The 22279-nt window shown below is 71.6% G+C and carries 24 protein-coding genes; 10 read left to right on the forward strand and 14 right to left on the reverse strand.

The genetic code is table 11. From position 1 onward, the window contains the following. Nucleotides 1-391: 391 nt before the first annotated feature. From KBX21_RS16640 to KBX21_RS16660, 5 genes are read left to right on the forward strand one after another with little or no spacing between them, the layout of a single operon-like run. On the forward strand, nucleotides 392-1684 hold the full coding sequence (locus tag KBX21_RS16640) for an NAD(P)/FAD-dependent oxidoreductase (RefSeq protein ID WP_210842451.1): 1293 nt from the start codon (nucleotides 392-394) through the stop codon (nucleotides 1682-1684). After that, the gene (locus KBX21_RS16645) at nucleotides 1678-2481 is read left to right on the forward strand and encodes a DUF1365 domain-containing protein (RefSeq protein ID WP_210842452.1); all 804 of its coding nucleotides are present in this window, start codon (nucleotides 1678-1680) and stop codon (nucleotides 2479-2481) included. Before KBX21_RS16640 ends, KBX21_RS16645 begins: the two co-directional genes overlap by 7 nt. Then, the gene (locus KBX21_RS16650) at nucleotides 2478-3737 is read left to right on the forward strand and encodes a cyclopropane-fatty-acyl-phospholipid synthase family protein (protein WP_210842453.1); all 1260 of its coding nucleotides are present in this window, start codon (nucleotides 2478-2480) and stop codon (nucleotides 3735-3737) included. Before KBX21_RS16645 ends, KBX21_RS16650 begins: the two co-directional genes overlap by 4 nt. Next, entirely contained in the window at nucleotides 3734-5047 is a 1314-nt protein-coding gene (locus KBX21_RS16655) for a cyclopropane-fatty-acyl-phospholipid synthase family protein (protein ID WP_210842454.1), read from the forward strand. Before KBX21_RS16650 ends, KBX21_RS16655 begins: the two co-directional genes overlap by 4 nt. After that, a complete protein-coding gene (locus KBX21_RS16660) occupies nucleotides 5044-5856 on the forward strand; it encodes a DUF1295 domain-containing protein (protein ID WP_210842455.1) in 813 nt (270 codons plus the stop codon). The genes KBX21_RS16655 and KBX21_RS16660 overlap by 4 nt, the downstream gene beginning before the upstream one ends. Nucleotides 5857-5951: 95 nt before the next feature. Here KBX21_RS16660 and KBX21_RS16665 read toward each other — a convergent pair whose 3' ends face one another. From KBX21_RS16665 to KBX21_RS16695, 7 genes are all read right to left on the reverse strand, one after another. Beyond that, on the reverse strand, nucleotides 5952-7430 hold the full coding sequence (locus KBX21_RS16665; RefSeq protein ID WP_210842456.1) for an aldehyde dehydrogenase: 1479 nt from the start codon (nucleotides 7428-7430) through the stop codon (nucleotides 5952-5954). A gap of 1 nt (nucleotide 7431) precedes the next feature. After that, the gene (locus KBX21_RS16670) at nucleotides 7432-7692 is read right to left on the reverse strand and encodes a tautomerase family protein (protein ID WP_049567765.1); all 261 of its coding nucleotides are present in this window, start codon (nucleotides 7690-7692) and stop codon (nucleotides 7432-7434) included. Between the two features lie 88 nt (nucleotides 7693-7780). After that, entirely contained in the window at nucleotides 7781-8758 is a 978-nt protein-coding gene (locus KBX21_RS16675; protein WP_210842457.1) for an ABC transporter substrate-binding protein, read from the reverse strand. 76 nt (nucleotides 8759-8834) lie between these two features. Continuing rightward, nucleotides 8835-9656: an ABC transporter ATP-binding protein gene (locus KBX21_RS16680; protein WP_234003836.1), complete on the reverse strand. Its 822-nt coding sequence runs from the start codon at nucleotides 9654-9656 to the stop codon at nucleotides 8835-8837. Between the two features lie 10 nt (nucleotides 9657-9666). Beyond that, on the reverse strand, nucleotides 9667-10605 hold the full coding sequence (locus tag KBX21_RS16685) for an ABC transporter permease (protein WP_210842458.1): 939 nt from the start codon (nucleotides 10603-10605) through the stop codon (nucleotides 9667-9669). Further along, nucleotides 10602-11429 carry an ABC transporter permease gene (locus KBX21_RS16690; RefSeq protein ID WP_210842459.1) on the reverse strand — a complete coding sequence of 276 codons (828 nt, stop codon included), beginning with the start codon at nucleotides 11427-11429 and terminating at the stop codon, nucleotides 10602-10604. Before KBX21_RS16690 ends, KBX21_RS16685 begins: the two co-directional genes overlap by 4 nt. A 115-nt stretch (nucleotides 11430-11544) precedes the next feature. After that, nucleotides 11545-12282, reverse strand: a complete 738-nt coding sequence (locus tag KBX21_RS16695; protein WP_049567756.1) for a FadR/GntR family transcriptional regulator — start codon at nucleotides 12280-12282, stop codon at nucleotides 11545-11547. Between the two features lie 194 nt (nucleotides 12283-12476). On the opposite strand from KBX21_RS16695, the gene KBX21_RS16700 reads away from it, so the two are divergent. Together KBX21_RS16700 and KBX21_RS16705 are read left to right on the forward strand one after the other, a co-directional pair. Next, on the forward strand, nucleotides 12477-13157 hold the full coding sequence (locus tag KBX21_RS16700) for a class II aldolase/adducin family protein (RefSeq protein ID WP_049575760.1): 681 nt from the start codon (nucleotides 12477-12479) through the stop codon (nucleotides 13155-13157). Next, nucleotides 13154-14050 (forward strand): VOC family protein, encoded by an 897-nt coding sequence (locus KBX21_RS16705; RefSeq protein ID WP_049575763.1) that lies wholly within the window; start codon nucleotides 13154-13156, stop codon nucleotides 14048-14050. The genes KBX21_RS16700 and KBX21_RS16705 overlap by 4 nt, the downstream gene beginning before the upstream one ends. A gap of 63 nt (nucleotides 14051-14113) precedes the next feature. On the opposite strand, the gene KBX21_RS16710 is transcribed toward KBX21_RS16705, so the two are convergent. The 5 genes from KBX21_RS16710 to KBX21_RS16730 form a co-directional block, all read right to left on the reverse strand. Further along, on the reverse strand, nucleotides 14114-14899 hold the full coding sequence (locus tag KBX21_RS16710; protein WP_210842460.1) for an SDR family oxidoreductase: 786 nt from the start codon (nucleotides 14897-14899) through the stop codon (nucleotides 14114-14116). 135 nt (nucleotides 14900-15034) lie between these two features. Beyond that, complete coding sequence (locus KBX21_RS16715) at nucleotides 15035-16261, reverse strand: NAD(P)/FAD-dependent oxidoreductase (RefSeq protein ID WP_247665854.1); 1227 nt, start codon at nucleotides 16259-16261, stop codon at nucleotides 15035-15037. After that, the gene (locus KBX21_RS16720) at nucleotides 16258-16455 is read right to left on the reverse strand and encodes a ferredoxin (protein ID WP_210842461.1); all 198 of its coding nucleotides are present in this window, start codon (nucleotides 16453-16455) and stop codon (nucleotides 16258-16260) included. The genes KBX21_RS16715 and KBX21_RS16720 overlap by 4 nt, the downstream gene beginning before the upstream one ends. Next, nucleotides 16452-17366 carry a pyridoxamine 5'-phosphate oxidase family protein gene (locus tag KBX21_RS16725; protein WP_210842462.1) on the reverse strand — a complete coding sequence of 305 codons (915 nt, stop codon included), beginning with the start codon at nucleotides 17364-17366 and terminating at the stop codon, nucleotides 16452-16454. The genes KBX21_RS16720 and KBX21_RS16725 overlap by 4 nt, the downstream gene beginning before the upstream one ends. Nucleotides 17367-17459: 93 nt before the next feature. Continuing rightward, nucleotides 17460-17912 (reverse strand): VOC family protein, encoded by a 453-nt coding sequence (locus KBX21_RS16730; RefSeq protein ID WP_210842463.1) that lies wholly within the window; start codon nucleotides 17910-17912, stop codon nucleotides 17460-17462. A gap of 185 nt (nucleotides 17913-18097) precedes the next feature. Here KBX21_RS16730 and KBX21_RS16735 point away from each other — a divergent pair, with 185 nt between their 5' ends. Beyond that, nucleotides 18098-18652: a CGNR zinc finger domain-containing protein gene (locus KBX21_RS16735; protein ID WP_210842464.1), complete on the forward strand. Its 555-nt coding sequence runs from the start codon at nucleotides 18098-18100 to the stop codon at nucleotides 18650-18652. A gap of 52 nt (nucleotides 18653-18704) precedes the next feature. On the opposite strand, the gene KBX21_RS16740 is transcribed toward KBX21_RS16735, so the two are convergent. Then, entirely contained in the window at nucleotides 18705-19754 is a 1050-nt protein-coding gene (locus tag KBX21_RS16740) for an NAD(P)-dependent alcohol dehydrogenase (RefSeq protein ID WP_210842465.1), read from the reverse strand. 233 nt (nucleotides 19755-19987) lie between these two features. On the opposite strand from KBX21_RS16740, the gene KBX21_RS16745 reads away from it, so the two are divergent. Next, nucleotides 19988-20371 (forward strand): VOC family protein, encoded by a 384-nt coding sequence (locus tag KBX21_RS16745; RefSeq protein WP_049575882.1) that lies wholly within the window; start codon nucleotides 19988-19990, stop codon nucleotides 20369-20371. A gap of 267 nt (nucleotides 20372-20638) precedes the next feature. Here KBX21_RS16745 and mgrA read toward each other — a convergent pair whose 3' ends face one another. Next, entirely contained in the window at nucleotides 20639-21634 is a 996-nt protein-coding gene (gene mgrA, locus KBX21_RS16750; RefSeq protein ID WP_049575801.1) for an L-glyceraldehyde 3-phosphate reductase, read from the reverse strand. Nucleotides 21635-21867: 233 nt separating this feature from the next. On the opposite strand from mgrA, the gene KBX21_RS16755 reads away from it, so the two are divergent. Next, on the forward strand, nucleotides 21868-22266 hold the full coding sequence (locus KBX21_RS16755; protein WP_210842466.1) for a VOC family protein: 399 nt from the start codon (nucleotides 21868-21870) through the stop codon (nucleotides 22264-22266). Nucleotides 22267-22279: the final 13 nt, after the last annotated feature.

The raw sequence follows: 22279 nt of genomic DNA on the forward strand, positions 1-22279 counted from the left end.
CTCCAGCCCCCTTCTCCCCGTCACCTCCGCCTCTGCCGGGGCCGTAGTCGCCGGGCTGGCCGCGTCGTTCACCCCCCACTCCTGATCCCTTACGCGGACCGGGAGACCGACGACCTCCGGAAACGACCTGCTGTTCGGTGGGGAGGAACGCTCGGAGAGCGGGCTCGAGCGGGCCGAGGACCGTCCCTGGTTCCAGCCGTTGGCGGTGCCCGCAGCGGTGGTCTCCTACTCAAGGAGGAGGGCTCCGGCGTGCACGGCTGGCAGCCCTGACCGACCGTCCCAGCGCCCTCTCGCATTCCGTGAATCTTTTTTTCCCAACTACCACCAATCCGCTCCCCGACCTGCTCCGAATCACTGGTGTCAGCCAGACACCTGTTTCGCGAGAGGACGCATGAGCACACACCACAACGGGCGTCGCAGGGTCGCGGTCATCGGCAGCGGCGTCTCCGGACTGACGGCCGCGTACATCCTCGGCCGGCACGACGACGTCACCCTGTTCGAGGCCGACGACCGCCCAGGCGGCCACGCCCACACCCACCGCGTTCCCGGGGCGGACAGCGGCGAACTGGGTGTCGATTCCGGCTTCATCGTGCACAACCGCCGCACCTACCCCCACCTGCTGCGGCTCTTCGACGAACTCGGCGTCGCCACCCGGCCCACCGAGATGAGCCTGTCGGTGAGCTGCGAGGGATGCGGTCTGGAATACGCGGGCGCACGGGGTGCGCGCGCGCTGTGGCCGAGCGGGTCCCGGCGCAGCGCCGACCACGTCCGCATGCTCCTCGACATCCCGCGCTTCCACCAGGCGGCCCGTCGCCTGGTCTCCGTGGCCCGGAAGGTCGATCCCGGGGGCACGGTGGTCGGCCCCACCCTGGGGGAGTTCGCGGACCGGCACCGTTTCTCCCCCTACTTCACCGCGCACTTCCTCCTGCCCTTGGTGTCGGCGGTCTGGTCCTGCCCGGCCGGGACCGCCCTGGACTACCCGGCCCGCCACCTGTTCGGCTTCCTGGAGCACCACGGCATGCTCGGCATCTGGGGTTCCCCGCGCTGGCGCACCGTGGAGGGCGGCTCGCACACCTACGTGGAACGTGTGCTGGCGGGCCTGCACTCCGTCCGCCTGGGCACACCCGTGCGGGCCCTCGCCCACAACGGGGACGGGGTACGACTGAGCACCGACAACGAGGTGCTGGAGTTCGACGCCGCCGTGGTCGCCACCCACGCCGACCAGGCCCTCGCACTCATCGAACACCCCTCCGCCGACGAACGGGAGATCCTGGGAGCCTTCACCTACACGCGCAACCACACCCTGCTGCACACGGACACCTCGGTCCTGCCCTCGGACCGGGACACCTGGGCCTCCTGGAACCACCGGCTGACCTCCTGCGACCCGGGCGGCTCCCCGGTGCGGGTCAGCTACCACATGAACCGGCTCCAGGGCCTTCCCGAGGGCACCGACTACGTGGTCACGCTCAACGCCGACGACGACGTCAAACCCGACCGTGTGGTGGCGGCCATGGACTACGCCCACCCCGTCTTCACCCCGGAGTCGGTGGCCGCGCAGGGGCGGCTGCGCTCCCTGGACACCCCTGTCCTCGCCTTCGCCGGGGCCCACCACGGCTGGGGATTCCACGAGGACGGCTGCCGCTCCGGGGTCGAGGCGGCCGCCGCCTTGGGGAGGCGGTGGTGATCCCCGCCCTGTACGAGGCCACGGTGCGGCACGCCCGCGCCGAGCCCGTCCGGCACGCCTTCGAGCACCGCACGTACTACTGGCTGGTCGACCTCGACGCCCCGCCCCGCCTCCCGTGGCCGCTGCGAGCCCTGGCGGGGTTCCACCCCGCCGACCACGGTGACGGCCGTGCGGCGACCCTGCGCGCCGACATCGTCCACCACCTGCGCGAACACGGGATCGACCTGAACGGCGGCCGGGTGTTCATGCTCGCGCACGCCCGGGTGTTCGGGCACGTCTTCAACCCGCTGACCGTCTACTGGTGCCACGACCCCGACGGTTCCCCGCGGGTGGTCGTCGCCGAGGTCCACAACACCTACGGCGACCGCCACCGCTATCTGCTCCACCCGGACCAGCGGGGGCGGGCCAGCGTGCCCAAGGACCTGTTCGTCTCCCCGTTCAACGAGGTCGACGGCGAGTACCGGCTCAGCCTGCCCGAGCCCGGCGAACGGCTCGCGCTCACTGTCGCCCTCCACCGTGAGGGCCGCCCTCCCTTCACAGCCTCCGTGCGCGGCCGTCGCCGCCCCGCGACCCTCGCCCAGCTGCTCCGCCTGTCCGTGCGCCACCCGTTGGCGCCGCTGGTCAACGCGGCCCGCATCAGGGTCCACGGTGTCTGGCTCCACCTACGCGGTCTCCCGATCCGGGAACGCCCCGAGCCCGGCTGCCCCCGCACCGAGGAGCGCGGGCACCGCACGCGTGCTCCCGACAGCGCCCGCCCCAGTCCCGGCCATCCCCAACCACGAGGAACACGACCATGACCGCGACCAACCCCCACCCACCCGGCGCCATCGACCCGCGCCGCTGGCCCGACGTGGCCAGGGTCCCCGACAGCCGACTGCGCACCGCCGTGGCCCGCCTGATCGCCGCCCGCGCCGTCCCGGCCGTGGGGATCCGCCTGCACGTCGGCCAGGAAGCACCGCCCGCCGAGCTCGCCGAGGGGGGCGCCCCCGTGCTGTGGCTGCGCGACCCCGACGCCTTCCACGCCCGCCTGGCCCACGACGGCCTCATCGGGTTCGGGGAGTCGTACATGGCGGGGGAGTGGGACTCACCCGACCCGGTCGCCGTGCTCACCCGCTTCGCCGAGCACTACGAGGAGCTGGTCCCCAAGCCGCTCCAGCCGTTGCGCCACCTCACGCTGCCGCGCCGCCCGTCCTCGGACCGCAACACCCGCGCCGGGGCCCGTCGCCACATCAGCCACCACTACGACCTCTCCAACGACCTCTTCGCCCTCTTCCTCGACCGCACCATGACCTACTCGTCGGCGCTGTTCACCGACGACGACCCGCGTGACGCCGACGGCCTGGCCCGTGCCCAGGCACGCAAGACCGACCGGCTCCTGGACGCCGCGGGGGTCGGGGAGGGCACCCGGCTGCTGGAGATCGGTACAGGATGGGGTGAACTGGCCGTGCGCGCCGCCCGCAGGGGAGCCCACGTCACCTCCCTCACCCTGTCGACCGAACAGCGCGACCTCGCCCGTGAGCGCGTGGCCGCCGAGGGACTGTCCGACCGGGTCTCCGTGGAGCTGTGCGACTACCGGGACGCCACCGGCACCCACGATGCGGTGGTCAGCTGCGAGATGGTCGAGGCGGTCGGTGAGCGCTACTGGCCCGACTACTTCGCCGCGTTGGACCGGCTGGTCCGCCCGGGCGGAAGGGTCGCCCTCCAGACCATCACCATGGAACACCGCCTGATGCGGGCCTCCCGTGGCTCCTACACGTGGATGCACAAGTACGTGTTCCCCGGCGGACTCATCCCCTCGGTCACCGCCATCCGCGAACAGCTCGCCGCCCGGACCGGACTGCGGATCACCGACCGCCTCGCCTTCGGCCGGGACTACGCCGACACCCTGCGCGTGTGGCGCGAGACCTTTGCCGGGGCGGCGGAACAGGTGCGATCGCTCGGCTTCGACGACACCTTCCGCCACATGTGGACCTTCTACCTGGCCTACTGCGAGGCCGGGTTCCGGTCCGGGCTCATCGACGTCGAACAGATCACCATGGAGCGTGCCGCATGACGACCACCCACCCGCGTCCCCGGGGCGTCGCCCACATGCTCGGCCCCCTGGCCGCCGCCTTCTTCAACGGGGTCCTCCCGGTCCGGCTGCGGGCCTGGGACGGCAGCGAGACCGGACCGCTCGACGCCCCGCGCGTGACCGTCCGCGACCGTGACGCCCTGCGTCACGTCCTGGCCCGCCCCGGAGAACTCGGGCTGTCCCGCGCCTACGTCACCGGCGGCGTGGAGGTCGAGGGGGACCTCACCGACGCGCTGCGCAGGGTGTGGGCGTCGGTCGAGGCTCACGGCACCTCGGTCCCCGGTCCGCGCACCTGGGCGAGGATCGCCCGCACGGCCGTGGTCCTGGGCGTGGTCGGACCGCCGCCGCCCCCTCCGGTCTCCGAGGCGCGCGTCAGAGGACGGCGCCACTCACGGGAGCGGGACGCCGCCGCGATCTCCCACCACTACGACGCGGGCAACGACCTCTACGAGCTGCTGCTCGACGAGACCATGGCCTACTCGTGCGCGCTCTGGGACGGGGATGATCCCGGCCAGAGCCTCGCCGACGCCCAGCGCGCCAAACTCGACCTGATCTGTGACACCCTCCGCCTGAACAAGGGGGACCGGCTGCTCGACGTCGGGTGCGGGTGGGGATCGCTGACCCTCCACGCGGCCCGGTGGTACGGGGCGCACGTCTCGGCGCTCACCCTGTCCGCCCGGCAACGCGACCACGTGCTCGCGCGTGCCGAGGAGGAGGGGCTCGAACAGCTGGTCGACGTGCGCCTGCTCGACTACCGCGACGTCGCCCACGACACCTTCGGGCCCGGAGGCTTCGACGCCGTCGCCTCCGTGGAGATGGGCGAGCACGTGGGCCGCGACGGCTACGCGCCGTTCGCCCGCCAGCTCCACGGTCTGCTGAGCCCCGGTGGCTCCCTGCTGGTCCAGCAGATGTCCCGGCGCGGATCCCAGCCCGGTGGCGGTCCCTTCATCGAGCGCTACGTCGCGCCCGACATGCACATGCGTCCGCTCGGTGAGACCGTCGGCCTCCTGGAGGACGCGGGACTCGAAGTGCGGGGCGTGCGGGCGATGCGGGAGCACTACGTCCGCACCGCCCGCGCCTGGACGGACGTGCTGGAGCGGCGGTTCGACGAACTGGTCGCCCTCGCTGGTCCCGAGGCGGCCCGGGTGTGGCGCCTCTACCTGGCCGGAGGGTCACTGGCCTTCGAGGAGGGGCGCATGGGCGTGGACCAGATCCTGGCGGTCCGCCCGGACCCGGTGATCCGGGACGAGACCAGCGCGGAACCGGTCGCCGAGGCGGTGGCGACACGATGACCGCCCTCACCGCCTTCCTGCTCAACCTCGCGGTCACCGCGGTCGTGGTGTGCGCGGTCATGCTCACCACCTTCGCGGTCGCGGTCCGTGTGGGACGCCACGGCGTCGTGGACGTCGCCTGGGGGCTCGGCTTCGCCGGGGTGGCCGTGTCCACCGCCGTGGTCGCCACCGTCACGGGGACCGGTGACCCCGCGCGGACCTGGTTGCTGGCCGCCCTCACCGCCGTGTGGGGTCTGCGACTGGCCGTCCACATCGGGCTGCGCGGCCGCGGCAAGGGCGAGGACCCCCGGTACGAACGGTTCCTCGCCAACGCCCCGGGCAACCGGAACCTGTATGCCCTGCGGGTGGTCTACCTGCTTCAGGGATCCCTCCTCCTGCTGATCTCGCTCCCGTTGCAGGTCGCCGGCCACACCGCCGGCGCCCTCGGCTGGCTGGCGTTCCTGGGCGTGCTGGTCTGGCTCACCGGATTCGGGTTCGAGTCCGTCGGCGACGCCCAGCTCGCCCGGTTCAAGGCCGACCCCGCCAACCGGGGCCGGATCATGGACCGGGGACTGTGGGCCTGGACCCGGCACCCGAACTACTTCGGCGACGCCCTCGTGTGGTGGGGCCTGTTCCTGGTCGCCGCCGGGTCCTGGTGGGTCCTGCTCACCCTGCCCGCGCCCCTGCTGATGACCTACCTGCTCACCCGTGGTTCGGGCCAGCGACTGCTCGACGAGCACATGTCCGGCCGACCCGGCTGGTCGGAGTACGTCGCCCGGACCAGCGCCTTCGTTCCGCTGCCCCCGAAGAGGGTGACCACCCGGGAGTGAGCCCCCGCGGGCGGTCTCGCGTGGGAACACGGCAAACCCCCGGCCGGAGGGTGTGGAGTGGCCCCGGCCGGGGGCGGTTCGCGGGACGGGGCCGTTCAGGCGGCCCCGTCCGCCCCCGGGTCCTCGCCGATGCGCACCACCACGGCCTTGGGCTCGGTGAAGAACTCGCGGCTGTGGGCACCGCCCTCGCGGCCCAGGCCGGAACGACCCACCCCGCCGAAGGGCGCGCGCAGGTCGCGGACGAAGAAGCAGTTCACCCACACCGTGCCCACCCTCAGGGAGGCTGCCACGCGGTGGGCCCGGGACAGGTTCTCGGTGAACAGCATGGCGTTGAGCCCGTAGGGGCTGTCGTTGACCTCAGCCACCACCTCGTCCTCGGTGTCGAAGGGGGTGACCGTCACGAGCGGTCCGAAGACCTCCTCGTTGCGGTGCGGTGCCTCCTTCGGCAGGCCGGTGACCACGGTGGGGCGTACGAACAGCCCCGGCCCCGCCGCGCCGGTCGCCACGGTGCCGCCCCACTCCGCCACGGAGTCGAGGTATCCCGACACCTTGCGGTGGTGCGCCTCGGAGGACAGCGGGCCCAGCAGCGTGGCCGGGTCCTTGGGGTCCCCGGGCACCAACTGGTCGGCGGCCTCGCACAGGCGGCGCGTGAACTCGTCCGCGATCGACCGGTGCACGTACAGCCGCGACCCGGCCAGGCACACCTGCCCGGCGTTGGTGAAGGCCGCGCGTACCGACCACTCCACCGCCTGTTCGATGTCGGCGTCGGCGAACACCACGTTCGCGCCCTTGCCGCCCAGTTCGAGGCTGACCGGGGTGAGGTGGGTGGCCGCCGCGCGCGCCACCGCCGTCCCGGTGGCGCTCTCACCGGTGAAGGTGACCCGGTCCACCCGGGCGTGGCCGGTCAGCGCCGACCCCACCGAGTCGGGGCCGTAGCCGTGCACCACGTTGAGCACCCCGGGCGGCATCCCGGCTTCCAGGGCCAGGCGTGCCAGGATCGTGACCGAGGCGGGGGAGTCCTCAGCGGGCTTCAGCACGACCGTGTTTCCCCAGGCCAGTGCGGGAGCGATCTTCCAGCTCGCCAGCATCAGGGGGAAGTTCCACGGGGCGATGGCCACCACCACACCGGCCGGTTCGTAGCGGGTGTAGGCGTGGTGACCGGTGTCGGAGGGGTACAGCTCGGCCGGGGTGAGGGCGGCGTGGTCGGCGAAGAACCGAAGGTTCTCGGCGGTGCGCGGAACGTCCTTGTTCAGGCTCTGCGACACGGGTTTGCCCATGTCACGGGTGTCCGCCAGTGCCAGGTCCCGGCGGTTCTCCAGCACGAGATCGGCCAGCCGGTGCAGGATCGCACGGCGCTCGGAGCGGCTCATCCTCGGCCACGGCCCGGAGTCGAAGGCCCGGCGGGCGGAGTCCACGGCCAGGTCCGCCTCGGCCCCACCGCCAAGGGGGAAGCGGGCCCAGGGGCGGCCCGTGTAGGGGTCGACGCTGTCGAAGCCCGGACTGTCCCCGGCGTTGATCTCCTCGCCGTCGATGACGTGGCCGAACAGCTCGACGTCCGACTGTGCCCCAGCCATGTCAGTTCCCCTCCGGAGCGGGTGTGCCGACAGCGGCGCCGTTGGCCGCGTGCTCGGTGTCGGGACGATCCAGGCCCCGCTGCTCGGCCAGGGTGGTGCCCCCGGCCGACCACAGGGTGGGCGGTACCTCGCGGACGATGACGCGGATGCTCCGCGCCGGGGCGTCCAGGCTGGTCTCGACCGCTTCGTGCACGGACCGCATGAGCTCGCGCAGCCGCGCGGGGTCCCGGCCCTCGGTGAGGGTCACTTCGATCAGGGGCAAGGGAACTCTCCTGGGAGGGGTCGGGCCGGTGCGGTCCCGGCCGGGGACGGTGCCACACGTGGCGGCACCGTCCCCGGCCGTGGACGGATCAGTCCTGGAGGGTCAGTTCGGACATCTCGATGGGCTCGTGCAGGACACCCGTGGCCAGCAGCAGGTCGTTCCAGCGGCCCAGCTCGTCCACGTCCACCGCGCCCTCGGTCCACACCGGGAGCTCCATGGCATCGGCCTGCTCCTCGGTCGTCTCCGAGTAGGTCTGCACGATCTCCGCGGCGATGGCGGGGTCCTCGGCGAGCATGCCGTTGGCGCGCTCGATCGCCCGCGTGAAGCCCTCGACGGTGGTCGGGTTGGCAGCCACGAACTCGTCCGCCATGCCGATCCCCGAGACCGGGATGCCCTCGGCGATCCCGGTGTAGGAGGAGAAGACCTTGCGGGCGCCGTCCTTCTCGGCGCCGCTGCGGAACGGCTCCACCAGCCAGACCGCGTCCACGGCCTCCTGTTCGAGGGCGGGCACCATGTCCGGGAAGGGGTACTCCACGAACTCGATCCCGGCGGTCTCCACCCCCTGCTCCTCCAGCGAGGCGGCGATGCTCACGTCACCGATGTTGTTCAGGGTGTTGACCGCGATCGTCCTGCCCTCGAGGTCCTCGGGACCCTCGATGGGGGAGTCGTCGTTCACGTAGATCCCCGCGGTCTCCTCGGTCCCCCGCACGCCCTCGGCGACGATGGTCACGCCGATGTACTGGCTCTCGGCGAGGAAGAAGGACGGGTAGCTCGCGAAGGCCGCCTGGAGATCGTCGGAGACCATCGCCGGGACGGCGGCCGCACCGCCCTGCACGGGCTGGGCGGACACGCTGAGGCCCTCCTCGTCGAAGAAGCCCTCCTCGATGGCGATGAACACGGAGGCGTGGTCGATGATGGGCGTGATGCCCACGACCAGCGTCGTGGTCTCGTCGGTGGGACCGTCGTCGGCCTCGGAGGAATCGGAGCAGGCGGTGGCGGCGAGGACGAGGGCGGCACCGGCGCAGGCCACGGTCCAGCGCCTGCTCGTCGACGGGGTATCGGACATAATCATCATGATGGATTAGCGCCTTGGGGGGTCGGCGGGGCACGGTAGGGGGCCGCGCACCCGGCTGGTTGCTCGGTCAGTGGTTGCCGGAGTGGCTGTGGAGCGGTTCCGGCGCCCGATCGGAGGAGGGGCGCCGGATCAGGCGTGCGACCTCGCCGCGCAGGGCGACGAACTCCCGCAGTTCCTTGGTCTCGATCTGGTCCCTCGGCTGGGGGAGTGGCACGTCGATGGTGGTCACGACCGTGGTGGGCGGGCCCGAGAGCACGACCACGCGGTCGGCGAGGTAGACGCTCTCGTCGATGTCGTGGGTGACGAAGACGATGGTCATGTCGTAGCGTTCGCGCACCTTGAGGACCAGGTCCTCGAGGTCCTCACGGGTCTGGGCGTCGATGGAGGCGAAGGGCTCGTCCATCAGCAGGACCCCCGGCTGGTAGGCCAGGGCCCGGGCGATGGCCACCCGCTGCTGCATGCCTCCGGAGAGCTGGCTGGGGTACCTGTCGGAGTGCCCCTCCAACCCCACGGCGGCCAGCGACTCCGTCACCCTACGCTGGGCCTCCTCGCGTCCCAGGCGCAGGTGGCGCAGGGGAAAGCGGACGTTGCCCGCCACGGTCTGCCACGGGTAGAGGGACCGGGCGTAGTCCTGGAAGACCATCGCCAGTCCCTCGGGCACACCGTTCACGGGCCGTCCCTGGAAGGAGACCTCGCCGCCGGTGGGGCGTTGGAGCCCGGAGAGGACGCGCAGCAGGGTGGTCTTGCCGCATCCGGAGGGCCCCACCACGGAGACCAGCTCACCCTCGGCGACCGAGAAACCGATGTCCGCGAGCGCGGTGTGCGCCGTGGCACCGCTGCCGTAGGTGTGCGTCAGGCCTCTGACGTCGAGCATGGATGTGGTCCTCATGGTCGGGGCCTCACTGGCCCGCGGGTTCGGAACTGGGGCGGTTGGCGATCCGGTGCCAGGCCAGCAGCCGGTGCTCCACCAGGGTCAGGGCGAGGTTGAGCAGGTAGCCGAGGACGCCCAGGAGGGCGATCCCCGCCCACATGTCGAGGATCTGGAAACCGCGCTGGGCCTGGACGATGTGGTAGCCGATCCCGCCGGTCGCGGCGACCATCTCGGAGATCACCATCAGGATCAGGCCGAGCGCGAGGGCGGTGCGCACCCCCGCGAGGATCTTCTGCGAGGCGCCGGGCAGGACGATGCGGGTGAGGCGTGTGTGCAGGGGAACGCCGAACACGCGGGCGGTGGCGTGCTTGAGCGGGTCGATGGAGCGTACGCCCTCGATGGTGTTGATGAGGATCGGCCAGGACGTCCCGAAGGCGATCAGCAGCACCCGCATCAGGTCGTCGCGACCGAACAGCACCAGGAACAGGGGGATGAGCGCGGGTGGCGGCAGCGCGCGGGCGAACTGGACGACGGGATCGAGGTGGTCGCCGATCCGTCGGTTCAGGCCGATGGCCACGCCCAGGGCGACCGCGGTGACGGTGGCCAGGGCCAGACCGGCGAGCATTCGCGCCAGGCTGGGCAGGACGTCGTCGCGCATGCTGTCGGTCAGCCATGCCTCCGCCGAGGGCAGCCACAGTTCACCGGCGCGGGCCAGGAACTCGGTGGGAGGTGGGAAGAACGGAGAGCGCGCGTTCAGCGCCGCCAGTTCCCACACCAGCAGCAGTCCGGCCAGGACGGCCCAGCGCAGCAGAAACGATCCCAGAGTGCGCCCGGTGTGCCCGGTGCGCCCGGTCCGGCCCGATCGTGCAGGCCCCTGGGACCCCTGGCCGGGGTTCGCGGGTGCCGGTCGCACCATGCCGGGCCCTCGCGCGTTCGAGGTCGGCTCCACCGTCGGGAACGTCTTCACGTCTGTTCCTCCATGAGGCGCTTCCAGCGGAAGAGCCGCTGTTCACCGGCGCGCAGGAGCCCGTTCACAACCAGACCCAGGAGCCCGGCCACGATCGTCCCCGCGTAGACCATGTCGGTGTTGGCGCCGCCCGAGCTCATGCGCAGGATCCAGCTGCCCAGACCCTCGGCGGCACCGGCGAGCAGTTCGGCGCTGACGGTGACGATCAGCGCGATCGCGGCCGAGATCCGAACCCCGGCGGCGACGAAGGGGGCGGTGGACGGCAGGACCACCCGGGCCAGGACCGCGAGCCGGGGCACCCCGAACACCCGGGCCGACTCCCTGGCCAGCGGCTCCACGGCCCGCACCCCGTAGAGGGTGTTGAACAGGATCGGCCACAGTGCCGCGTAGGTCACCAGGGCCACCTTCATCTCTGCTCCCTGGCCGAAGACGAGGATGGCCACCGGGATGAGCGCCACGGAGGGGATCGGGCGGAGGAACTCCACCACCACCGAGGAGGCGCGTTCGACCCAGCGCAGGGAGCCCAGGAGCAGTCCCAGGCCGACACCGGCGACCGCCGCGATGGCGAGGCCGGTGACGGCGGCGGTGAGGGTGGCGGCGACCTCGGTGAGGAAGGTCGGGTCGACCAGGAGTCGCCCGGTGTTGGCCAGGACCACGGAGACCGGGGGCAGCGCGGACGAGTCCACACCCCAGCGGGCCACGGCCTCAGCGAGGCACAGGGCGACGACGACGCCGACCAGACCCCGGCGTAGGGTGCCGAGGGTCGACGTGCGCGGACCGTGGTCCAGGCGACCACGCCGCGTGAGGGAGTTCAGGGGGGTCACGTCGGAACGCTCCTGGAGGATGACGGAATGCAATCACTCTATTGATTATGGTTAATATGTCAACGTGCGTCCCTCGAACTCCACGAAGCCCGCCCTGTCGCCCCTGCCGTCCGGTTCAGCCCGGCGGCGTGCGTGTGCTGCTGCGCGGCGGTGTGTGTTCGTCGGCCGCGCGTCTGGCGAGCCGGGCGTCACCCGAGGCGATGGCGTCCACCAGGTTGCGGTGCAGCTGGAGGTTGGCCTCGAAACCCGCCTCGAAGCCGGGGTCCGCCGCGATCTCGCGCACCGATTCGCGCGCGTTGTCGAGGAGCGACACGTACAGGGTGCTCAGCAGCTGGTTGGAGGAGATCCGTGCGATCTCCTCGTGCAGCTCCCAGTTGCGGGCCAGATAACCGGCCGGGTCGTCCCTGAGGTCCGCCATCAGGGCCACGATCTCCCGCAGGCGTTGGATCTGTTCTCTGCCCGCCTCCCGCGCCGCGTGCTCGGCGATGGTGGCCTCCAGGGCCTCACGGACCTCCAGGCTGTTGGCGACCGACAACGCGTCGTCTCCCAGCCCCAGGATGAGGTGGCTCAGCCGGATGTGCGCACTGGGGGAGCTGACGAAGATGCCTCCGCGGGGGCCGGGACGCGCCTCCACCAGACCGCGTGTCTCCAGGAGCCTGACCACCTCGTTGAAGGTGCCGACGGAGACCTCGAACCGCTGGCGCAGCTCCTCCTTGGTGCCGAGGCGGTCACCCGGGCTGACCTGCTTGTTCATGATGATGCCGCTGATGTGGCGCACCACGCCCTCGGCCTTGGACATGCGCTCGGGCAGGGGTCCGCCCATGGTGGGCCAGTCGCTGTAACGATTCGCCATAATGATCATAACTATACGACCTTCCGGCGAATCACCCAGGTGAGGGGCCTGCCCTTTGACTCCGAGGGCGCTTCGGCGGTCTTCGGCTCCCTTCGTGGACCCCGCTCCGCACACCCTCCGGGAGCCCGCTTTCCCACCCCCTCCCCCTCCGGCGCCACCGCGCGTACCCCCGAACCGCCTCCCCAGGAGACCCCGTGGACCCCACGACGACCGAAGCACTGATCGCGGCCGGGACCACCCTGGCCCGCCACGGCCTGGTCGACGCCTTCGGCCACGTCTCGACCCGGACCCGCGACGGTGGTTGGGCCATGACCCGGGGTGTCCCCCTCGGCACCCTCACCCCCGACGACGTCCGGCCCTTCGACCCCACCGCCGCCACACTCAGCCCCTCCCTGCCGAAGGAGGGGTGGATCCACCGCGCCATCGTCCGCGCACGCCCCGACGTCGGGGCGATCTGCCGGGCCCAGCCGCCCACCGCGACCGCCCTCGCCTCCGCCGGGGTGCCCCTCGTCCCCCTGCACGGGCAGGGCTCCTTCCTGGGGCCCCGCGTCCCGGTACACGAGGACCCCAGACTGGTCCGCGACCCCGAGCACGCCGCACGGCTCGCCCGCGACCTCGGCCGGGGCCCGGCGGTCCTGATGCGCGGGAACGGGGCCGTCACGGTCGGCGGCTCGGTCGCGGAGGCGGTCGCCCTGATGTGGGTGCTGGAACGCTCCGCCCTCATGAACGCCACGGCCTCCGCCGCTGGAACCGCCCGCCCCCTGGCCGAGGACGAACAGCGGGCCTGGCGCGAGGTGGCGCCGGAGCTGTGCTCGCGCATCTGGCTGTACCTCGCCAACGAGGAAACCCCCCAAAGGAGATCCACGCGACCATGATCGAACTCAAGGACATCGCCTACGTGCGCTCCGGCGCAGCCGACCTTCGCGCCGCCGTCGACTTCGCCACCGACGTCGTCGGCATGGAGCTGGTCCAGGAACAGGACGGGATCGCCTACCTGCGGGTGGACCACCGCCACCACTGCCTGGCCTTCGTCGAGGGGGAGTCCGGGGTGATCAGCTCCGGGTTCACCGTCTCCGACCTCGACGCGCTCGCCGACGCCGAGACCGAACTCGAGGCCGCCGGTCTGCCTGTGCGGCGCGGCAGCAAGGAGGGCGCGCGGTCCCGGAGGGTCCACGACTACCTGACCTTCGAGGACCCCTTCGGCAACCGGATCGACCTGGTCGTCGGTCAGACCCACCTGACCACCCCGGTCGCCTTCTCGCGTCCGGCCGGGATCACCGAGTTCGGGCACATCTGCTTCGACGCCCCCGACATCTATGAGGCCGGACGGTTCTGGACCGGCACCTTCAACGCGAGGGTCTCGGACTGGGTGAGCGACGTCGCCTGCCTGATGCGCATCGACCCGGTGCACCACAAGCTGGCGGTCTTCCACGGTGAGCGCCCCGGGCTGTGCCACATCAACTTCCAGGTGGAGTCCATCGACGACGTCATGCGCTCCTGGAACTTCCTCAAGAGCAAGGGTGTGGAGATCGAGCAGGGGCCGGGCCGCCACCCGCAGTCCACCGCGATCTTCCTGTACTTCAAGGGGCCGGAGGGCCTGACCTACGAGTACTCCTTCGGGGTGCGGCGCATCCCCGAGAACGAGGACTGGCAGCCCCGCTGGTTCGACCTCAACGAGCCGGGCGCCATCGACATGTGGCTCGGGGAGAACAAGCGGGTGAGCACCCAGCACCAGGTGTCGTCGGACAGCATCGCGCTGTCCGACTGACCCGCCCGACGGACGGGAGACGGGGCAGCCGTACACCGCCCCCGCCTCCCGTCCGTTCCGGACTCAGACCGACGGGATCTGGCCGCCGTCGACCCGGACGATCGAACCGTTGACGTAGGCGGCCTGCCTGCTGGCCAGGAACGCGGCCACCGCGCCGTACTCCTCCGGGTCGCCGTAGCGGCCCGCCGGGACCGTGGCCCGGCCCTTGGCCTGGGTCTCCTCCAGCGACGTACCCTCCCGCTCGGCGCAGGCGCGGTCCAGCGACGCCACGCGCGGGGTGGCGATGCGGCCCGGGACGATGACGTTGGCGGTCACCCCGTCGGCGGCCACCTCGTTGGCGACCGTCTTGGACCAGGAGTGCAGCGAGGCACGCAGGGTGTTGGACACCCCCAGGTTCGGGATGGGCGTGATCGGCCCGCCCGACGTGCTGGTGATGATCCGTCCCCAGCCGCGCTCACGCATACCGCCGACCACGGCGTCGGTCAGGCCGATCACCGGGAGCACCATCGCGGCGTACATGCTCTCCCACAGCGCCGGGTCCTGACCGAGCGCGGGGGTGGGCGGCGGGCCGCCGGTGTTGTTGACCAGGATGTCGACCGGGCCCAGTTCGTCGACGACGCGGGTCACGACCTCACCCGCGCGCCCGTGGTCGGCCAGGTCCCACGCGATTCCGACGGCGTCCACCCCGTGGGCGCGGCAGGCCGCGACCGTCTCGTCGAGACGCTCCTCGTTACGGCCGGTCACCGCGACCCGGACCCCTTCGGCGGCCAGCGCGACTGCCATCGCGCGGCCCAGTCCGGAGCTGGCCGCGGTCACGAGCGCGACCTTCCCAGCGATTCCCAGATCCATTGTTCTCCTCAGACTTCCTACGACTGCTGACGGCATCTTGGCAGTACCGGGGAGACCTGGGACACGCGGGGCCTGGTCAGTGGGGGCTGGGGCAGCGTCGAGGGCGGTGACGGTGGACCCGGAGTGCCGAGGGGGCTACACAGAGGTGATCCGTCGCCATTCCCGGCTGATCCGTTCACGGTGGGCGGCCAGACGCGAGGTGCGGTTCACCGTCAGCGCTCCCACGAACCGCCGCCCCAGGTGGTAGGAAACCTCCAACCGGGAGCGGTCCGGATCGTGCTCGTGGACCCGGGTCAGGTCGGCGAGCCCGGGCAGCCCCACCGACCGGATGCGCAGACCGAACTGGTCGGACCAGAAGGAGGGTACGGGGTGGTCTCCCGGATCCTCATGGCCGAGCAGCGCGGCCGCGACCGCGTCGGCGTGGTCGACGGCCTCGCTCCAGTGGCCGATGCTCAGGTGCGTCGGGGACCCGTCCCCTGGCAGTGGATGCGGGGTCGCGGCCGCGTCGCCCACCACCACGATGTCCGGCACCGGGCCCGCGTCCACCGTCAGGGCGCGACCCCGACGGTCGCGGGCCACCCCGCGGGCGGCCCCTTCGCTCAGGAGCAGCCCCGAACCCCGGAGCCATCCGGTGTTGGGGCGCGCGCCCAGCGCCAGCAGCGCCGTGCGTGCCCTGATTCGGCTCCCGTCGGAGAGCACGGCGCCCTGGAGCGTGCGCCGACCGACGAAACGCGTCACCGTCGTGCCGAGCCGCAGGTCCACCCCGGCAGCCGTCTGGGCGCCCGCGAGCACCGAGCCCACCACGGGACCGACCGCGCGCTCCATGGGCTGGTGGGCCGAACCCACCAGGGTCACCGGCACGTTCAGGGTGCGTGCGGCCGAGGCCACCTCCGAGCCGAGGAAACCGGCGCCGACGACCAGGAGTGGCCCGCCCTGCGCCAGAGCGTGGCGCAGACGCAGGGCGTCCCCACGTCCACGCAGCGTGTGGATCCCCGATCCGGGCAGCGATCCGGGACCGGGCCACGGGCGGGCGGCCGCCCCGGTGGCGATCACCAGGCCGTCGTAACCCAGGTCGGTTCCGTCGTCGAGGCGCAGCCGTCGCCCGGCTCGCTCCAGACCGACCGCGCGGCGGCCCAGGAGCCACCGGGCGTCCAGATCGGACGGGACCGGCAGGTCGGTGTCGTTGGCGGCCCGGTGGCCGGTCAGGACCTCCTTGGACAGGCCGGGTCGGTCGTAGGGGCCGTGGGGCTCCTCGCCCACCACGGTGAGGTCCCCGTCGAACCCGCGTCCCCGCAGGGCGACCGAGGCGCGGAGCCCGGCCAGGCCGGCCCCCACCACGACCACTGATCGCGGGCGCCTCATCCGCTGGCGCCGTCGAGCGTGATGGCACGGACGGGGCAGCTGACCACGGCCCGTTCGACGGCCGGGCCCCGTTCGGGGTCGGGCGAGGGCTGGTAGAGCAGCTCCTCGTCGTCGTCGAACTCGAAGACGTCGGGTGCGGCGAAGACGCACTGGCCGTGGCTCTCACACCGCGCGGTGTCGACGTGGACCCTCATCGGTGGGTCTCCTTCGGTCGGGCCGGGGTGACCGGCGGGTTGAACTTCGAGTACTGGGGAGGGCCTTCGGCGAGCAGACCTCCCGAGGGGACCGAGACGACGCGGTCGACGGAGAACTCGACCGTGCGCTCGCCGGGCTCCGAGCTCCAGACCACCCGGGCCTTCCCCGTGACCTGGAGCAGACCGCCGCTCTCCCAGTCCGGGACCAGGAGACCGGCCCGAGGGTCCAGCCAGAGGTTGCCCAGGGTGGTGAACATGGCGTTGCCCACGTAGTCGGGCCAGCTGAGCAGGGTGGGGGAGTGGGCCCTCAGGAAACCGGGAGCCCCGCCACGGTGGTTGGCGTCGGCGCCCGCGGAGCCGTCGGTGGTGGCGACGAAGAAGGTGTCGCTACGACCGACCAGGTCCAACTGGGCCTCGGTGAGCCGATCGCTCTCGACGGCGGGCTGGCTGGCGCGCGGGGTCGGGATCGGTGACCGCCTCTGGATGTACTTGGGGCAGTTGGCGAAGACCTGTGAGGTCCTCATCCGCAGTCCGTCCCCACCGGGCCAAGGGGTGGTCCTGCCGTTGATCCTCATGCGCCGCCGGGTGCCGGGTTCCAGGGCGAGGGCGCCGACCGTCGCGGGGCCCCGGCCGAGCACGTCGGTCAGGGGGTCGTCGGGTCGGGGCAGGGCCCCGATGTCGAGTCTGCGTCCGTCATGGACACCCAGGAAGCCGGGCGCCCCGGTGAGCAGGGAACACCACATCCGACCCCGGGTGTCTGCCGCGCCCACGACGAGCCACCGCTGGGTGGAGAGGAAGTCCGCCGCGACGTCGGGGATCGCGTCGTGGATCGCGCCTGCGGCGAGGGCGGCCTGGTCGGCGAGGGAGGATCTGCGCTGGACCGCGCTCTCTCCCGCGTGGTAGGTGGCCATTTCCGTTCTTCCTTCCGGGACCCGGTGCGGCGCCCCCGCTGGGGCGCCGCACCTCGTTCGGGGGTTCGGACAGCGGGCTGAGAAGGTGCGGGGCTAGAAGAAGCCACAGGTGGGGGCGGCGGAGACGGGGGCCGTCGCGTCCTCGGCTCCGGCGGGCGCGTAGATCTCCAGGCGGATGCCGTCGGGGTCGTGGAAGAAGATCCCGCCGGAGGAGGAACCCTCACCGTGGGGGACCACGCCTTCGTAGGCGAAGTCCACCGCGATCTCCAGGAGGTCCGCCTCGGCTCGGCGTACCTCCTCGACCGTCGCCACCTCGAAGGACAGGTGGTGCAGTCCGGCGGTGTCCCGCCGGAAGCCCTCACCGCTCTGCTGCCAGAGAGTGAGGACCAGGCGTCCCTCGCGGCCGAGGAAGACGTACTCGCGTTCCCGCTCACCGCCCTCTCCCAGGACCTCGAACCCGAAGACGCGCACGTAGAAGTCGCGTGAGCGCTGGATGTCGGTGACGTTCAGGCCGACGTGTCCGGTCCGGATCGTGCTCGGCGCCATGGCGCACCTCTCTCGGTCGGGGGCGTCGCCCCTGTCTTTAACCTTCGAAAGGGACTTTAGGGGTTAGAATGTGGAGCGTCAACCGCTCAAGTGAATGTGAAGGGTTAGGCGAGCGGGCTTGGTAGTATCCGGCCCATCCCCCGCGGCGGCGGAGGCCGACGACACCGAGACGGAGAGGAGGACCGATGCCCGACGAGTCACCGCGACGGCGCCCGCTCCTCAGGGAGCCCGTCTCCGTGGACCTGGTCAACACCCGGTGGATCGATGGCGGGGTCCCTCACGACCTGCTCGACACCCTCGACGGCCTGGCCCAGTGGCTGCGCGAGAGCGATCTCGCGCCCCGCTTCGAGGCCGGGCCCCAGACGTTGGGCCACCTCCTGCACGCCCGGGACGCGCTCGCGCGTCTGCTGGACGACCCCGGAGAACCCCACGCCACCGCGGACCTCAACGCCGTCCTCGCGCACGGCAGGGTGATCCGTCACCTCTCCGAGGGGCACTCCGCCAGCACCGTGGAGTTCGACGCCCCGGAGTGGGGTCCCGCCTGGACCGCTGCCGCCGACTTCCTCGACCTGCGCGCACGACCCGACCGCATTCGAGGCTGCGCCAACCCCGCCTGCGTCCTGCACTTCTTCGACACCTCGAAGAACGGCACCCGCCGCTGGTGCTCCATGTCGGGCTGCGGTAACCGCGCGAAGGCCGCCCGGCACCACGCCCGGGAACGGGCGGGCCGGACGGCCTGATCACGTAGCCCCGCCCCACAGCCCGTAACGGCACCGGGGGCGCGACGGCCCGTCAGCTCTCGTTGGGCACCACGACCGCGCGGCCGCTGATGTCGCCCGCCTCCAGCCTCCGGTACGCCTCCAGGGCGTCTTCCATGGAGAACCGCTCGACGTCCGGGCGGATCTGCCCCGCCCGGTACATGTCCACCACCTCCCAGAGTTCGGCCACCGAACCCCAGTAGGTGTTGGTCAGGTACGACTCGTACGGATTGGTGAAGAACGAGAACTCGTGGGTGCCACCCGCGATACCCACGATGCTCACCCGGCCACCCTGGGCCACGGTCGCGGCCGCGGTCGACACGGTCGGCCCCGCGCCGACGAAGTCGAAGACCGCGTCCACGCCCCGGCCCCCGGTGAGCTCCCTGATCCGCTCCACCTGCCCCTCCCCGGCCTCGACCGTGATCGCTCCGTTGGCCTCCGCCCGGGCGCGGGCCTCCTCCTTGACATCGGTGGCGATCACCGTGGCCCCGGTCAGCGCGCGCAGGATCTGCACGCCGATCTGCCCGAGCCCGCCCAGGCCGATCACCAGCGCGTACCGGCCCCCGCCGCCCAGGTGCGGCAGGGCGGACCTGATCGCGTGGTACGGGGTCAGTCCGGCATCGGCCAGCGGCGCGGCGGCCACGGGGTCGGCGTCACCCAGCGGGATGAGGTGCCGCTCGGGCACGGTCATGTACTCGGCCATCCCGCCGTCACGGCCCAGACCCACCGCCATGTAGGGCATGGTCGCCACGTTCTCGCAGTAGGTCTCCAGGCCCGCGGCACACTTGCGGCAGTGCTGGCAGCCGATCGGGCCGTACACGAGGTAGGCCTCGCCCACCCGGACCCGTTTGCTCACCGCGCTGCCGACGGCCTCCACCCAGCCCGCGTTCTCGTGGCCCAGGACGAACGGCGGCTTCTGCGCCCCCGGCTGCCCCTCCTTGAACAGGCGGTACACGCTGATGTCGGAGTGGCACGCGCCCGCGCCCGCGACTCGCAGGAGGACCTCCCCGGGTCCTGGTTCGGGGGTGGGAACGTCGGTGAGTGAGGGGAACACCTCGTAGTTCTCGAACACCACTGCGCGCATGTGCGGTCTCCCCCCGCGTGAGGCGCGGCGCCCGTTCGGGGGCACCGAGGACAGGACACTGCCGTGCCCGGTAGTCCACGCGAAGCTAACACCGGGCGACACGCACGTCACCCAAGGGGCGTGCACGGAACCGTCCGCATTGTTTGACCCCGATTCACCGATCCTCCCGGTGAGTTGCGGGAACGCCCAGGGTCAGTACGGGTGAGAACACAGCGATGCTCAGGGAGGACACCATGTTCGACAGCACCAGGGCCTTCGGCTCCTTCGCGGTTCCCGACACCGATACCGCCCGCGCCTTCTACGGTGACACCCTCGGCCTCGCCGTCAGGGACGTACCCGGCATGGAGGAGTACGGCCTGTTGGAGATCGACCTCGGCAACGACCGCGCCATCCTCGTCTACCCGAAACCCGACCACCGGCCCGCCGTGTTCACCGTCCTCAACCTGACCGTGGACGACATCGACGCCGCCGTGGACGGACTGGTCGACCGGGGGATCACCATGCTCCGGTACGACGACTTCGACCAGGACGAGAAGGGCGTCGTCCGTGGCGGCACACCACTCGTGGCCTGGTTCACCGATCCGGCTGGCAACGTCATCGGACTCATTCAGGAGTAGTCCACGCGCGGTACGGTCCCGCACCCCGCATGGGGGAGGAACGGCGCCGGTACCATCGGCCGGATGCCCTCCCCCCGTATCGACGGTGTCGGTGGACACCGCGACTTCCGCCGACTCTGGGCCGGTGCGGCGGTCAGCCAGTTCGGATCGGCCGTCGGCATGGTGGCCCTGCCCGTCATCGCCGTCGTCGTGTTGGACGCCGCCGCCTGGCAGGTGTCACTCCTGGCCGGGATCACCGCGCTGACCACCGTTCTGGTCGCCTTCCCGCTACTCGACCGGGGCGTACCCGTCGATCGCGGCGAGCTCCTCGGTGGAGAACTCCAGGTTGCCGATGGCGGCCACGTTGTCCTCCAGCTGCGCCACGCTGCTCGCGCCCACCACGGCGGAGGTCACCCGCCCGCCGCGCAGCACCCAGGCCAGCGCCATCTGGGCCAGGGTCTGCCCGCGTCGCTCGGCGATGCCGTTCAGACCTCTGACCCGGTCCAGAAGGGTGTCGGTGATGCCGGCCCTGCTCAGGAACGGGCTCGCTCCGGCGGCCCGCGAACCCTCCGGGACCCCGTCCAGGTACCGGTCGGTCAGCAGTCCCTGGGCCAGGGGGGAGTACGCGATCGATCCCGCGCCCACCTCGTCCAGGACGTCCAGCAGCCCGTTCTCGACCCACCGGTTGAACATCGAGTACGAGGGCTGGTGGATGAGCATCGGGGTGCCCATCTCGCGCAGGATGTGCGCGGCCTCCAGGGTCTGCTCCGGAGAGTAGTTGGACACCCCGGCGTACAGCGCCTTGCCCTGTCGCACCGCCGTGTCCAACGCGCCCATGGTCTCCTCCAGGGGCGTGTCCGGATCGGGCCGGTGCGAGTAGAACACGTCCACGTGGTCCAGGCCCATCCGCTCCAGGCTCTGGTCCAGGCTGGCCAGCAGGCCCTTGCGTGAACCCCACTCGCCGTACGGGCCCGGCCACATCAGGTGCCCGGCCTTGGTCGACACGACGAACTCGTGCCGGTACCGGCGCAGGTCCGAGGCCACCACGCGGCCGAAGTTCTCCTCGGCCGAACCGGGCGGCGGACCGTAGTTGTTGGCCAGGTCGAAGTGGACGACACCCAGGTCGAAGGCGCGCAACAGGATGTCGCGCTGCGTCTCCAGCCCACGGTCCCCGCCGAAGTTGTGCCAGAGCCCCAGTGAGAGGGCGGGCAGTCGCAGGCCACTGCGGCCACAGCGTCGGTAGGGCATGGTGTCGTAGCGCGTGGGTGCGGCGACGTAGGTCATGGTGGGTCCCTCATGGCTGGTGGGAAAGGGTCACTCGGCCACATTCTGGCACGTCCGCCCCTCCCGCGACGGTTGTCCACAGCCCCGAGTCGACCGTCGCCGAGTCCACCTGGAGGATCCGTCCGGGCCGATCCCGCGGGGCCGGAAGAAGGCCAGAGGAGGCCGATGACTATCCACGCCCGGCCTGGTCAGTACAGGTGAAGGCGAACGACCGCACACCATCGGAGGAACCCATGAAACGCCCCAACCTGGACAGCATGCTGCTCGCCAGTGCCGCCCCGGACCGCCTGCGCGACTGGTACGCGGCCGTCCTGGACCCCGCAGACAACGACACGATGGACCAGTACCGGGTGCTCCGTTTCGGCACCTTCCACCTGTTGATCGACCAGCGCGACGACATCGGCGCAAGGACGGCCGACCCCACCCGGATGATCCTCAACTTCGACGTCGGGGACGCCCGCGCCGTCGCCGCCCTCATGGACGAGCGCGGGACGGAGTGGGTGGCGCCGCTGGAGGACCGGGACGGCAGCCTCTTCGCCACCGCGAAGGACCCGGACGGCAACTACGTGCAGATCATCCAGATGAGCGAGGAGCACCTCGCCGCCATGGAACGCGGCGACTTCGGCCAGTGACGATCGGCCCGGG

The organism is Nocardiopsis sp. B62 (assembly GCF_018070675.1).
GTDB classification, from domain to species: Bacteria; Actinomycetota; Actinomycetes; order Streptosporangiales; family Streptosporangiaceae; genus Nocardiopsis; species Nocardiopsis prasina.